This window comes from Nonlabens sp. SY33080, from assembly GCF_011784885.1.
Taxonomy (GTDB): domain Bacteria; phylum Bacteroidota; class Bacteroidia; order Flavobacteriales; family Flavobacteriaceae; genus Nonlabens; species Nonlabens tegetincola.
In genome coordinates this window covers 400,154-413,858 of record NZ_CP050461.1, presented here as the reverse complement: position 1 = coordinate 413,858, position 13,705 = coordinate 400,154, and the positions used below count along the sequence as shown (strand labels likewise).

Here is a 13,705-nt window from a genome sequence, read left to right as displayed (position 1 = left end):
TATTTTTACGCTTATGATACGTGTTTTTGTAATAGGAACTGGAAACTTAGGATTGCACTTGTGTAAAGCACTTGAGCAAAACGCTTTAAACACTCAAAAACAAACAGTTAAACTTGTAGGTTATTACAATCGTACTGGAAAAATAGAACCTCAATTAACTTCTAAGTTATATACAGATTTATATACAATACCTGAGTGTGATATCCTATTTATTGCTACCCCAGATGATACTATAAAAAATGTGTCACTTATGCTTAGTAGTCACGCTACCATTGCACACACTTCAGGCAGTGTCTCTATGAATGTACTCAAGAAGCATAGTAACTATGGGGTTTTTTATATGCCGCAAAGTTTTTCTAAACAAAGGGATGTTGATTTCAATGAAATACCCATTTGCCTGGAATACAACAATGATGAAAGTAAGGAAATACTAGAAACGGTGGCTAGCACGCTTTCGCGAAAGCGTAATTACTTAAATTCTGACCAACGTAAATATTTACATGTAGCAGCTGTATACACTAACAACTTTGTAAACCATTGCTATGCTAAGGCAGAAGAAATTATGAATAAATATGATATTCCCATTGACCTACTCAACGCGTTGCGTCAAGAAACTTATTTAAAAACAATTGATCAACCGGCAAAAGATTTACAAACTGGACCTGCTAAACGTGGAGATAAAGAAACAGTTGAAACCCATTTAAAATTACTGGCAGAAAAAGATCATAAAATGTATCTAGCCATTACAGAATCTATTAAAAAAATGTATGAAGAATTATAAAGAATTATTGAACGATGTAACAACCTTTATCCTAGATGTTGATGGTGTGCTTACGGACGGAAGATTGCTAATTTCTGAAAGTGGTGAGTTATTAAGAACCATGAATGCAAGAGACGGATATGCTATTAAAACTGCCCTCAATAATGGTTATAAGGTTTGTATTATTACTGGTGGTCGCAATGATGGTGTTAAATCCAGATTAATGGGATTAGGCGTTGAAGATGTTTTTCTAAACGCCAGTGATAAAACGGTGCAAATGCGAGAATATGTTGCAAAACATAATTTAACACCAGAAGAGATACTTTATATGGGTGATGACATGCCAGATCTGCCAGCACTTGAATACTCAGGCGTGGCTACTTGTCCACAAGATGCCATTCAAGAAGTTAAATCAATTTGCAACTACATATCACATCGTAACGGCGGTGACAGCTGTGTGCGTGATGTTATTGAACAAGTAATGAAGGTTCAAGGAAAATGGAATGCTACACAAGCTGTTCAAGCTGTATCTTCATAATATCATAGTTATAAGCTATTTTGAAATATTACTTTCTACTTACCAGACCTCTTAATGTAGTCATTACAATATTATGTCAATGTATTATTATTTATGGTGTTATCGATACGATGGTGACTGGTACCGCTCTTGATTTAACAAATGCTTTTCTTTTAATTGTTTCAACTGCGATGCTAGTTGCTGGTGGTAACGTAATCAATGATATTATGGATGTGCCTACCGACAAGATTAATAAACCGAATAAAATAATTGTCCAAAAACATATCACTGAAAAAAATGCCTTTTCATTTTATGTAATTCTCACGGTTATAGCAGTGATAAGCGGTTTTATACTTGCCAATAGAATTGGTAAACCTGTACTAGCTTCTATATTCATCATTATTGCATTTCTATTATACTCGTATGCCAATCAGGTAAAAAAAATGGTGCTGGTTGGTAATATTCTAATATCCTTTATGGTAGGATTAGTTGTTGTGATAACAGGGATTTTTGATCTGTTTCCGGTAATAAATGAAGAGAATCGTGCATTATTTGTTGCGATCATGCAGCAATTAGTATGGATAGCAAGTATAGCTTTTGTGCTAAATTTAATTAGGGAAATGATTAAAGATTGTGTGGATGTGAGTGGCGATAAAGTTGCTGGTCGCAATAGTTTACCCATTCTTTTAGGAAGATCTAGGGCTTGTAAAATTGTCGCTTCAATTAGCTTACTTGTGGTTTTAGGATTAGGAACCTCGGTAGTTACTGTTTTTATAAATCAAGAGTACATGATTTACTTGATCGTTTTTGGTCTTATGGGACCACTTATGTATGTATCAATTAGATTGTGGTCAACAACAGTCAATAAAGAGTTGACTACACTAAGCACTATCATGAAAATAGTTTTAGTAATCGGTATAATAGCTGTATATCTTAATTACAATTTGTAAAAAATGCTCAAAGAAAAATACCTAGAGACCAATATCATTCTTGCCTCTCAATCACCTAGAAGACAAGAGCTACTTAAAGGACTAGATCTTGATTTTGTCATACAAACTAGACCTGTGGAAGAGATCTACGACAAAGCTTTGAAAGAGGAACAAATCACAAATTTCCTCGCGCAATTAAAGGCTTCGGCGTTTAACGGAATTTTACAGGAAAAGGATCTACTGATCACGAGTGATACTATTGTATGGTTAGACAACCAAGCATTAGGTAAACCTAAAACTACAGAACATGCCATTGAAATGCTCACTGCCATGAGTGGAAAGAAACACAAGGTTTTTACTTCAGTATGTTTTACGAGTACTCAAAGACAAGATACTATCTACGACTGCACTAGTGTTTATTTTAAAAAATTAAGTAAAGAAGAAATTGAATACTATGTTCATAGTTACAAACCTTACGATCGGGCTGGATCTTATGGAATTCAAGATTGGATAGGATACACAGGGATTGAAAAGTTAGAAGGTTGTTATTATAATGTCATGGGACTACCATTACCTAAAGTGTATGAATATTTGAAAAACAGATAATGAATAGAGTAGTGTTAACTATATCTTTTCTTTTAGCACTTATCTTCGGGAGTTTATTCTATGGAGCAGACATTAATTTTCAATTAGAGCGTTTTGTCTTTGAAAATTGGGTAATTGAAGTACTGTTCTTCCTTATTATTTTAATTGTAAGTGAGTTGATTAGATATTATTATGATAACTATTTTTCTAAAAAGAAAGATTCTTAAAAAGGTTAGACATTCAATTAGTAGTATCTAGATTATTCACAAAACGCAAATAAAGATTTACGTTTTTTGTAAAATATACAAATAGGATTTAGTTCTAAGATGTACTTTTAAACCATGCAAGAACAACTATTTAGAAAAATCAAGCAGTTAATTCCTGAACACAAAAATCTCATGGATGAAATATCAGGTATTCTTGATATTAATTATGATGCAGCATACAGACGTGTTAATGGAATGAGCAAATTAAGCCTGAATGAGGCTATTATACTGGCAAAACATTATCGTCTATCGCTAAATAAACTATTTGAGGTCGGTGAACAAAATAGTATTCTTACGCAAGTTTCTCCTCACATTGCTACCATTGAAGATCTAGAAAGCTACTTTAAGGTTTCCTTATCTAATATTCAGGAGCTTGTAAAACTCAAAAGCGCTAGTATTACCTATTCTGCCAAGGATATTCCTTTATTTTACACATTAAAAGATTCCTATATCACAAAGTACAAGTGTTATGTATGGTTGAAATTTTTGAACGAGAATGGTTCTATGGCAAAGTTGACCTTTACAGAATTTCTAGATCGTTGTCCTAGTAGTTTATTTAAGGCTGCCCATGAGTTAGGCAGCACCTACGATTATATAAATATTACAGAATTTTGGAATGATAATACTATAAATGGCTCTCTACAGCAAATATTGTATTATTTTGAAACTGGTAGACTAGACGAAAAACATGCCTTATTAATATGCAAGGATTTACACGGTATTATTGACCATGTTGAAAAGCAATGTATTTCTCAAGCCATCGATAATAACGACTCTACCGCAAGTTATCAATTATATACCAGCGATTTACTTACCATGAGTAATACGATTATGGTTCAAACCAAAAATGAACGCGTATTCTTTACACCTTTTACCGTTCTTACCTATCTCAAGGTAGAACACAAACCTACCTGTGACCGACTAGCTAATTTCTTTGAACAACAAATGAAAAGTTCAAAACTACTGGTACATTCTGGAGAAAAAGATAGAGCACAATTCTTTGAGCGCATGCGCATTAAGATTAATCGTGTAGCCGCACTTATAACTGCCCAAAAAGAGGAACCGCTATTTTAAAATAAGTTGGTTGGTAATTACGCTTTCGCGAAAGCGTACTCTTAAAAACAAAAAAATCCACTTTTTACAAAGTGGATTTTATTATATGTGTTCAATGTTAATTAAAACATCTCACGACCTGAGAAATGGAAAGCGCTTTCAATAGCAGCATTCTCATCACTATCAGATCCATGTACAGCGTTTTCACCTACACTTTTAGCAAACATTTTTCTGATGGTTCCATCTGCAGCTTCAGCAGGATTAGTAGCCCCAATTAACGTACGGAAATCAGCAACAGCATTATCCTTTTCAAGAACAGCAGCCACGATAGGACCGCGCGTCATAAATTCAACAAGCTCTCCAAAGAATGGACGCTCACTGTGGATTGCATAAAACTCCTCAGCATCTGCTTTAGTCATTTGAGTAAGTTTCATAGCTACGATTCTAAAACCGCTTGCTGTTATTTTTTCAAGTATAGCGCCTATATGCCCATCTTCTACGGCATCTGGCTTAATCATGGTAAATGTTCTATTTGTTGCCATTTTTGCTTTTTTAAATGCGCTGCAAAAGTAGTGCATTTTTAAACGTATACCCTAATAATTGATACAAAAACTAATGTGACCGTCATTTACGCTCATCTAGCAACACTGTTTATATTTGCGCTATGAACGAGCAACAAATCACAACGCTTAAAAAAGAGTTATCACATCCCAAAAAGATTGTCATAGTACCTCATAAAGGACCTGATGGCGACGCAATAGGTTCGATAACCTCGCTATATGAATACTTGGTACAATTGAATCATCAAGTCCATATGATTTCACCCAATGACTTTCCAGATTTTCTAAAATGGATGGCACATACAGAACAGATCATTAATTATGAAAAAGATTCTAAACTTGCCGATTCCATAATAATGGAAGCCGATCTCATTTTTAGCTTGGATCATAATGCCCTACACCGAACTGGTGAAATGCAAACAATTCTTGAAGAATCAACAGCTAGCTTTGTCATGATTGATCATCACCAGCAACCTGATCCATATGCTACCTATATGTATAGCGATACTGGCATGAGCAGTACCTGCCAGATGATGTATCACTTTTTTGAAATGATGGATCATGTAGAGTTTATAACGCCATCAATGGCTGCTAGTATGTATACAGGCATTTTGACTGACACAGGAAGTTTTAAGTATAGATCGACAACATCAACTACACTTAGAGTAGCGGCAGCACTCGTTGATAAAGGTGCCGATGCTGAATCTATTAATCGCAATATTTATGATGCAAACTCGGTAAGCAGGCTTAAATTATTAGGTGTTGCACTCAATAACATGACCGTTTTGAGTAATTATCGTGCAGCCTTTATTACTCTTACTCAACAGGAACTAGATGACAATGGATTTAAGAAAGGTGATACTGAAGGATTTGTAAACTATGCATTAAGTTTAAAGGATGTAGTTTTTGCTCAAATATTTATACAAAAAGCTGATGAAGGTATTATAAAAACTTCATTGCGTTCCAAGGGAAATTTTGATGTTAATACGCTTGCGCGAAAACACTGGAATGGCGGTGGACATTTAAATGCCGCTGGAGGAAAATCAGATCTAGATATGAAGGCTACAGTCGATAAATTAATTAGTATCTTGCCACAATATGAAGAAGAACTGGTACATACTGCTATTTAGTTTAATTAGTCTAACATTAAGCAGCTGTTTCAACGAGACGATACCTCGTAAAGCAAAAACAAAATCAAGCAGTTCTTATTTAAAATCTTCGATTGAAAGAAATAAAGAACTAGCAGAGCAAGAAGAAATGCTTATTGAAAAGGCCATTAAAAACAATGCCGATTCAATGTTGCGCTCTCAAAATGGTTTTTACTACCGCTTGTTTAAGAAAAGTGAAAACAATGCTCCTACACCTAAATTCGGTGATAAGGTCACTTTTGAGTATAATGTCTTGGCTCTTAATGGCGATACCATCTACTCTACTCAAGAATTATCACCAATCACTAAATCTCTGGAACAAGAGTATGGTGTTTTTACGGGAATGAGAGAAGCTTTAAAATTAATGCAAAAAGGAGATTCTATGATTGCTTATTTCCCATCTTACACAGCCTATGGTTATTATGGTGATGATAATAAAATAGGAACAAATATTCCTTTTAAAAGTCATATCAAACTTATTGACGTAAACGATTCCAACAACAAAATTGAATTTCAAATACCCAACAATTAAATAATTAAACAGTAAATGAAAAAATTAAAAGTAGTATTAGTTGCTTTATCATTAATATTAATGGCAGCATCGTGTGATGATGATTATCCAGAAGTAGAAGATGGAATATATGCAGAAATAAACACCACTAAAGGTACCATGTTTGCAAAGCTTTATCATGACGCTACTCCTGCAACAGTAGCAAACTTTGTCGCTCTTGCCGAAGGTGATCATCCGGCAGTAATAGACTCACTTAAAGGTAAACCATTTTACAACGGTCTAATCTTTCATAGAGTTATTGAAAACTTCATGATCCAAGGAGGTGATCCTACCGGAACTGGAAGTGGTAGCGTAGGATATAAATTTGATCAGGAAATTGTAGATACACTTAAACATGATGCCAAAGGAATTATGTCAATGGCAAATGCAGGACCTAATACTAATGGAAGTCAATTTTTCATCATGCACAAACCTACTCCTAGTTTAGATGGTAACTACAACGTATTTGGAAAGGTTATTAAAGGATTAGAAGTAGTAGATTCTATTGCTACCACTCCAACTGGGTTCCGTGACAAACCGAATACCGATATGGTAATCAACTCTGTTAAAATCATAAGAAAAGGTAAAGAGGCTAAAAAATTTGATGCTTCAAAAATTATTGCCGATTATATCCAAACTTCAAAAGACAAAGAGCAGGAACGTATGGAGGAAGCTCGTAAAGAGCAAGAAAAAATAGCAGAACTTGCTAAAAACGCTCCTAAATTGATTGAAGAAAAAGAAAAAGAATTTACAGCTCTTAAAAAGAAGGCAAAAAAATTACCTAATAGCGACGTAAAAGTTTATGTGGTTAAAGAAGGTAATGGAACAAAACCTGAAGTAGGAACACCTGTTTTAATTCCATATTCAGGCTTTCTAACAAACGGAAGAATGTTTGACAGTAGTGATAAAGAGTATGCCTTAAAGTTTAATGCTTACAATCTAGGTAAAGATCGTGGTGGTTTTTACAAGCCTATTCAAATGGCATTTGATCCTCAAAAAATGCAATTGGTTTCTGGTTTTAGAAATGCAATAGCTAGTATGAGTTACGGAGAAAAAATTGTAGCGTTCATTCCTTCAGAATTGGCTTATGGTGATCAAGCCCGTGGTCCAATTCCTGCTAATTCAGATTTGATTTTCGAATTAGAGCTGCTGCCAGTCGAATAATAATAGAAAATTATCAACAATTAAAAGCCACCTTTCCAGGTGGCTTTTTTTATACCGTTTAATTAACAAAATGTAAAACTAACCTTCTAACAATAACCACAATACTTTAAAGCGAACAAGAGGTACGTTCAAGGATTATCTAACATAAAGAGATCGAAATGTTAATTTTTTAACATATGTGAGTTGTTGATTGTTTTTATAGACAATTATGAACATTTTAACAATTATTAAATAACTACATCTAATTATTTGAAAAGCAAGCGTGATTTATAGATAAAACCTTCCTATTTTTAATCACCCTTAAAATTTTAACCATGAAAAAACTCTTAACCGCTGCGATAGCTGTATTTATTCTCTACTCTTGTAGTGATGATTTAACCGAAGGCAATAATAGCGACAGCTCACAACAAAAGGAATTGCTTTCTCCTGAACAAATCAACAAATACGTAGATCAACAACTTCAAGAAACAGGTGATGTAGATTGGACAAACGCTCCTGCCCAAATTCTATGGAGTGCAGCTGTGAATGGAGACATGATGCTTAATATAGGGTATGGAACCGATGATGATTACTTTGCTGAAACCAAAAGCAATGAAATTAACGACCTTAAAAATCAAATCCTAGAAATAGTTGCAGACAAAGAATCCTTAACTGAAAAGGAAGTACTTATTGATGATCACGATTTTTTCTATCAATTGGAAGTATCGGTTACTAGAATTGAAACCATTCAAGCGCTTCAAAATTTACAAGGCATTAGATATATAGATCCTATAGGTTACTCCTATGAAATGGCAGGAGAACAAAAATCGAATAGCGGATGCAACCAAAGTCCTGACAACATCAATACCGCTGATTATACAAACATAAGTCCAGGAGCAAGAATGCCATGGAATTTCAATATTCACAACATTGACGATGCTTGGAACTACAGCACAGGATCTGGTGTAACCCTGGCTGTAATTGACACAGGTCTTACTCCAAATAACTATCTAATGAACGCTGGGTTTAATGATGGAGCTTCGACTGGTAGAAATGTACAACGATACGGTAACTTCATAGACTCTTCTTGGTGGTGGAGTAATAATGTTGATGGGCCAAATGATCGTTGTGGACATGGATCTCAAATGGCTAGCGTTGCTGCTGCTCCTAGAAATAATGATAAGTTACCAGTAGGAGTGGCTTATAATTCTAATCTTGTAGTTTACCGCAGTACAGAAGACGTAGTACTTAATGACTACCACGAGCGCAAAGGTGTAAGTGAGGCGTTACGAACTCTAGGTAACCGTAGTGATGTTAAAATCATATCTATGAGTATAGGTTATGTTTGGAGTATCGGTAACATTAAAGATGCTGTACGATATGCTAATAGTCGTGGGAAATTAATTTTTGCTGCAGGTGGAACTTCAACATCTTTTACCAATTGGTATGGGGTAATTTTTCCTGCTTCTATGAGTGAGACAGTTGCAGTAACTGGTATAAAAGATAATGGCTACAACCGTTGTGATGTATGCCATAGTGGTTCTAAAATTGATTTTACCGTAACCATGCAGCGTGCTAGTAATAGCAATAGAACTGTTCCTGTTTTAGGCTTTAATACAGGTCAACAAAAATACGTAGGCGGTTCAAGTGTAGCGACAGCTACTACAGCAGGAATTGCAGCACTAGTTTGGAGTAAAAACCCATCATGGACAAAAACTCAAGTGCTTAACAAACTCAAACAAAGTGCTCACTTCTACCCTAACCGCAATTCTAGTTATGGTTACGGTAATATTGACGCCTTACAAGCCGTTCAATAGAATCCCTCTTAGAATTAATAAATGAAAACGACTGCTTAAAAGCGGTCGTTTTTTTTATTATCAGACTGTTGATAGTATCTTTACGTCAATTCTAATAACCTGCTATGAAAAGAATTATTTATACTAAAAATGCCCCTGCACCAATTGGTCCATACAACCAAGCTATACACTATGTAAACGCTTTTGAAAACACTTTATATACCAGTGGTCAAATTGCGATGGATCCAGAAAGCGGCGAACTTAAAATAGATGATCTAAAAGAAGAAACACATCTTGTAATGAAACATCTAGAAAGCTTATTAGAGCAGGCAGATATGAATTTTGAAGATGTTATTAAAGCAACTATTTTTTTGAGTGATATGAAAAATTTTGCTACTGTAAACGAAGTGTACGGATCGTATTTTGATGATAAAACAGCTCCTGCCAGAGAAACAGTAGAAGTAGCTAACCTTCCTAAATACGTAAACGTAGAAATTTCATTTATCGCAAAGAAAATGCCTTAATCCCATGTTAGAATCCTCAGAACTTATTCTAAATGATGATGGTAGTATTTACCACCTCAATTTATTGCCAGAACAACTAGCTTCTACCATAATTACTGTTGGTGATCCAGAACGTGTAAGTGAAGTTTCCAAACATTTTGATGTAATAGACACTAGAGTAGCAAAACGAGAATTTCATACTCATACAGGTTTATACCGCAACAAACGCATAAGCGTTATAAGTACAGGAATTGGAACGGATAACATAGACATCGTTTTTAATGAATTGGATGCCTTAGTGAATGTTGATTTTAAAACGCGTAAAATAAAAGAGAAACTTACTTCCTTGGACATTATTCGTGTGGGAACTTCGGGTGCCATACAACCTGATATTCCTGTTGACTCATTTGTACTATCTCAACGAGGAATCGGTTTTGACAGTCTGTATCACTGGTATCAAAATGATGGTGGTGATTCCGCTTTCGCGAAAGCGATTTCTCAAAAAATACCGCGCAACGACAATCACAGTAATCCTTATGTAATACATTGTAATCCAGATCTAGCGAGAAAATTTCAAACTGTAGAAATGATCAATGGTAATACGGTAACCAATGTAGGGTTTTATGGTCCACAAAGTAGAACTATAAGATTGAAACCAGCTTTTGACGAACTCAACGATCAATTAGCAGGATTTAACCATGACAACCAGCGCATTACAAATCTAGAAATGGAGACCGCTGGAATATATGCCATGGCAAATCTGCTAGGTCATAGAGCAGTTTCATTAAATGCTATACTTGCTAATCGAGCTACAGGTTCTTTTTCTGAACAACCAGCTGCGACCGTTGAAAAACTTATCAGCTTTACACTTAATTGTTTAAGTTAAGTTAACCTAACAATAACAGAATTAAACACAGCTCGTTTTTAAATTTACGAGCTGTATGAAATACGATTTTCCTTACCGACATAGAGATCTTAATTGGTTAAGTTTTAATCACAGAGTGCTCCAAGAAGCAGCCAATGATCACTTACCTGTCTATGAGCGTATTAAATTCATGGCCATTTTCTCATCAAATCTGGATGAGTTCTTTAGAGTACGTATTTCACAATTACGACAACTTAAAAAGGTAAGAAAAAAGTACCGAAAAAAATTAGAGACCAAACCAACCAAACTGGTAAAAGAAATATTGGCCAAAGTCCAAGAGCAACAGCATTTTTTAGGTACTATATTCCACGAAAGTATTAAGCCAGAATTAGAGGATTATGGTATTTATCTACACGATGAAATTAGTTTAAAAAACGATCACAAGTTACTGGCAGACAAGTGGTTTAAAGAACATTACGAGGATAATCTAGATATCAGTTACATCAACGCAGGAACACAAAGTAACATTTTTCTAGAAAATCAAAGATTATACTTATTAGTTACATTTAATGATAAAGATAAGTATGGCCTTGTGAAAATACCTAAGGATTCTGGTCGATTTATAACCCTAGTTAAAGATAATCATCACGCACACATTGCGTTTATAGACGATATTATTAAACTTCAATTAGATCGTTTTTTTTCAAACGAAATAACTGGTTATTACAGTATTAAACTAAGTCGTGATGCCGAGCTTTATGTGGAAGATTTTGCCGAAGGAACTCTAGCAGAAAAAATCTACAAGAGTCTAGAACAACGTAATATTGGAGAACCTACTCGCCTACTTTATGATGATAGCATTCCTGACAAAGTAATTAAGAATGTGCGCAAAAGTCTTGATTTGAGTAAAATTGATCTAGTTAAAGGTGGTATTTATCATAACTTTGATGACTTCTTTAGTTTCCCAAAACCATTCGATAATCCAGATCTTTATCTCGAACCTAAAAAGGAAATAGAACACAAAGAATTTGAAAGCAACGAGGACTATTTTGCTTTAATAGATAAACAGGACCAACTCATTCACACTCCATTCATGAGTTTTGATTATGTCTCTAACCTAGTCAATCAAGCTGCAAATGATAATACAACAGAGTTTATTAAAATATCTCTATATCGAGTTGCCGACGATTCAAAATTAGTGCAAGCTCTTTTAGAAGCTGTTGAGAACGAAATAGAGGTCGTAGTTTTTGTTGAAGCAAAGGCTAGGTTTGATGAAAAAAACAATATTAAATGGGGCCAAATATTAGAAGAAAAAGGAGCTCGTGTCATATGGAGTTTTCCTAATATTAAAGTTCATAGTAAAGCTTTACTTATTCAAAAACGCATTGATGGTGAAAAGAAGAGATATGCTTACATAGGAACCGGTAATTTTAATTCTAAAACAGCTAAGGTTTACTGCGATCACGGACTTTTTACTTCTCATAAACCTATAACAAAAGATTTATATCAAGTATTTAAAGTATTGGAAGGTGATTTAATTATTCCCAAACCTAAACACCTATTAGTAAGTCCTTACAATACTCGGCAAACATTTGAAGATCTTATAAGAGCTGAAATTGATGAAGCGCAATTAGGTAAACCAGCTGCTATTTGGGCAAAGATGAATCAATTAGAAGATCCTAGAATCATAGAATTACTGTATAAAGCAAGTCAAGCAGGAGTTACTATTACTTTGTTAGTTAGAGGTTTTAGTTGTTTAATCCCAGGTCTCAAAAACTTAAGTGAAAATATTTCTTGTTATTCCATTGTAGACACCTATTTGGAACACGGTCGTATTTATAAATTTAATAATGCTGGAAATCCTAAAATATTTATTGGTAGCGCCGATTGGATGACGCGTAATTTAGATCGTAGAATAGAAGTTCTTGTTCCTATTTATGACGAGAGAATTTATGAAGAATTAAACACAATTTTAACCCTTCAATTAAATGACACAGATAAGGCTAGAATTCACGACCAAAGTGAATCTAACAATTTCAGAAAGTCTGAAAAACAAGATGTTGTAAATTCTCAAACAGAAATAAGAGAATACTTAAAAAAACTTCATTCCTAATTTTTCTAAAGTATATTTGTTTCTTCTATGAAGAAGACTACTATACGAATAGGCGGAGTACCAGAACATTTTAATTTACCTTGGCACTTAGCAATAGAGGACAAAGCCTTTGAAAAAGTAGGCTTGGATTTACAATGGCAAGATATTCCTGAAGGAACGGGAAGAATGAGTAAAATGTTGCGAGACGATGAACTAGACGTGGCATGTATACTCACCGATGGTATTGTAAAGGACATAATCGCTGGAAACCCTTCAAAAATTCTTCAAGTTTATGTCCAAACTCCATTACTATGGGGTGTTCATGCTCCTGGTACCATAGAAGCGAATAACACTAGACAGTTGGAGGATGGTAAAATAGCGATAAGTCGTTACGGCAGTGGCTCACACCTTATGAGCTATCTCATGGCCAAAAAACACGGATGGGATACTACCGAGTTAGACTTTGAACTTGTTCATACCTTGGACGGCGCTGTTGAAGCTCTATCTAACAATAAAGCTCAATTATTTTTATGGGAGCGATATATGACTCAACCATTAGTAGATAAAGGCGTTTTTAAAAGATTGGAAACCATAGCAACTCCATGGCCTAGTTTTGTTATTGCAGCAAGAGAAGAAAGTATCAAAGAAAAAGAGGAAGCGTTAAGCAAAATGCTTTATGTGATAAACACATACACTGCCGACTTTAAATTGATTCCAAGTATAGATAGAACTATTGCTGCTCATTACGATTTACAAGTAGGAGATGTTCAACAATGGATGCTACGTACCAAATATAGTGACGATCAACTATGGGATACTACTGTAGATACTATATTAGAAGAATTTACAGCTGTAGGAATTATTGATAAAGAAGTAAAATTGGAAGAGCTTATCAAAGACCTTCCAAAGTATGAACAAGAGATGGAAGATTAATCCAA

The 13,705-nt window shown here is 34.7% G+C and carries 14 protein-coding genes; 13 read left to right on the top strand and 1 reads right to left on the bottom strand.

The features are described 5' to 3' along the window. Nucleotides 1-13: 13 nt before the first annotated feature. The 5 genes from HCN53_RS01860 to HCN53_RS01840 all read left to right on the top strand — a co-directional run bounded on the left by HCN53_RS01860 (nt 14) and on the right by HCN53_RS01840 (nt 4,131). Nucleotides 14-781, top strand: coding sequence for a Rossmann-like and DUF2520 domain-containing protein (locus tag HCN53_RS01860; protein WP_167341821.1), 768 nt, complete (start codon nt 14-16; stop codon nt 779-781). Next, a complete protein-coding gene (locus HCN53_RS01855) occupies nt 768-1,298 on the top strand; it encodes a KdsC family phosphatase (RefSeq protein ID WP_167341820.1) in 531 nt (176 codons plus the stop codon). Before HCN53_RS01860 ends, HCN53_RS01855 begins: the two co-directional genes overlap by 14 nt. A gap of 20 nt (nt 1,299-1,318) precedes the next feature. Beyond that, a complete protein-coding gene (locus HCN53_RS01850) occupies nt 1,319-2,227 on the top strand; it encodes a geranylgeranylglycerol-phosphate geranylgeranyltransferase (RefSeq protein ID WP_167341819.1) in 909 nt (302 codons plus the stop codon). A 3-nt stretch (nt 2,228-2,230) separates the two neighbouring features. After that, entirely contained in the window at nt 2,231-2,812 is a 582-nt protein-coding gene (locus HCN53_RS01845; RefSeq protein ID WP_167341818.1) for a Maf family nucleotide pyrophosphatase, read from the top strand. A 320-nt stretch (nt 2,813-3,132) separates the two neighbouring features. Further along, nucleotides 3,133-4,131: a hypothetical protein gene (locus tag HCN53_RS01840; RefSeq protein ID WP_167341817.1), complete on the top strand. Its 999-nt coding sequence runs from the start codon at nt 3,133-3,135 to the stop codon at nt 4,129-4,131. 101 nt (nt 4,132-4,232) lie between these two features. Here the strand turns inward: HCN53_RS01840 and HCN53_RS01835 are convergent, their stop codons facing one another. After that, nucleotides 4,233-4,652: a nucleoside-diphosphate kinase gene (locus HCN53_RS01835; protein WP_060522747.1), complete on the bottom strand. Its 420-nt coding sequence runs from the start codon at nt 4,650-4,652 to the stop codon at nt 4,233-4,235. 122 nt (nt 4,653-4,774) lie between these two features. On the opposite strand from HCN53_RS01835, the gene HCN53_RS01830 reads away from it, so the two are divergent. From HCN53_RS01830 to HCN53_RS01795, 8 genes are all read left to right on the top strand, one after another. Next, complete coding sequence (locus tag HCN53_RS01830) at nt 4,775-5,800, top strand: DHH family phosphoesterase (RefSeq protein ID WP_167341816.1); 1,026 nt, start codon at nt 4,775-4,777, stop codon at nt 5,798-5,800. Next, complete coding sequence (gene gldI, locus HCN53_RS01825) at nt 5,769-6,350, top strand: gliding motility-associated peptidyl-prolyl isomerase GldI (RefSeq protein WP_167341815.1); 582 nt, start codon at nt 5,769-5,771, stop codon at nt 6,348-6,350. Before HCN53_RS01830 ends, gldI begins: the two co-directional genes overlap by 32 nt. A gap of 15 nt (nt 6,351-6,365) precedes the next feature. Next, nucleotides 6,366-7,532, top strand: coding sequence for a peptidylprolyl isomerase (locus HCN53_RS01820; RefSeq protein ID WP_167341814.1), 1,167 nt, complete (start codon nt 6,366-6,368; stop codon nt 7,530-7,532). Between the two features lie 314 nt (nt 7,533-7,846). After that, the gene (locus HCN53_RS13140) at nt 7,847-9,328 is read left to right on the top strand and encodes a S8 family peptidase (RefSeq protein ID WP_167341813.1); all 1,482 of its coding nucleotides are present in this window, start codon (nt 7,847-7,849) and stop codon (nt 9,326-9,328) included. Between the two features lie 104 nt (nt 9,329-9,432). After that, nucleotides 9,433-9,831 carry a Rid family detoxifying hydrolase gene (locus HCN53_RS01810; protein ID WP_105018785.1) on the top strand — a complete coding sequence of 133 codons (399 nt, stop codon included), beginning with the start codon at nt 9,433-9,435 and terminating at the stop codon, nt 9,829-9,831. Nucleotides 9,832-9,835: 4 nt separating this feature from the next. Next, nucleotides 9,836-10,696, top strand: coding sequence for a nucleoside phosphorylase (locus tag HCN53_RS01805; RefSeq protein WP_167341812.1), 861 nt, complete (start codon nt 9,836-9,838; stop codon nt 10,694-10,696). A 55-nt stretch (nt 10,697-10,751) separates the two neighbouring features. Then, entirely contained in the window at nt 10,752-12,788 is a 2,037-nt protein-coding gene (gene ppk1 / locus HCN53_RS01800) for a polyphosphate kinase 1 (RefSeq protein WP_167341811.1), read from the top strand. A gap of 27 nt (nt 12,789-12,815) precedes the next feature. Next, on the top strand, nt 12,816-13,700 hold the full coding sequence (locus tag HCN53_RS01795) for a substrate-binding domain-containing protein (RefSeq protein ID WP_167341810.1): 885 nt from the start codon (nt 12,816-12,818) through the stop codon (nt 13,698-13,700). The last annotated feature ends 5 nt before the right edge of the window (nt 13,701-13,705 follow it).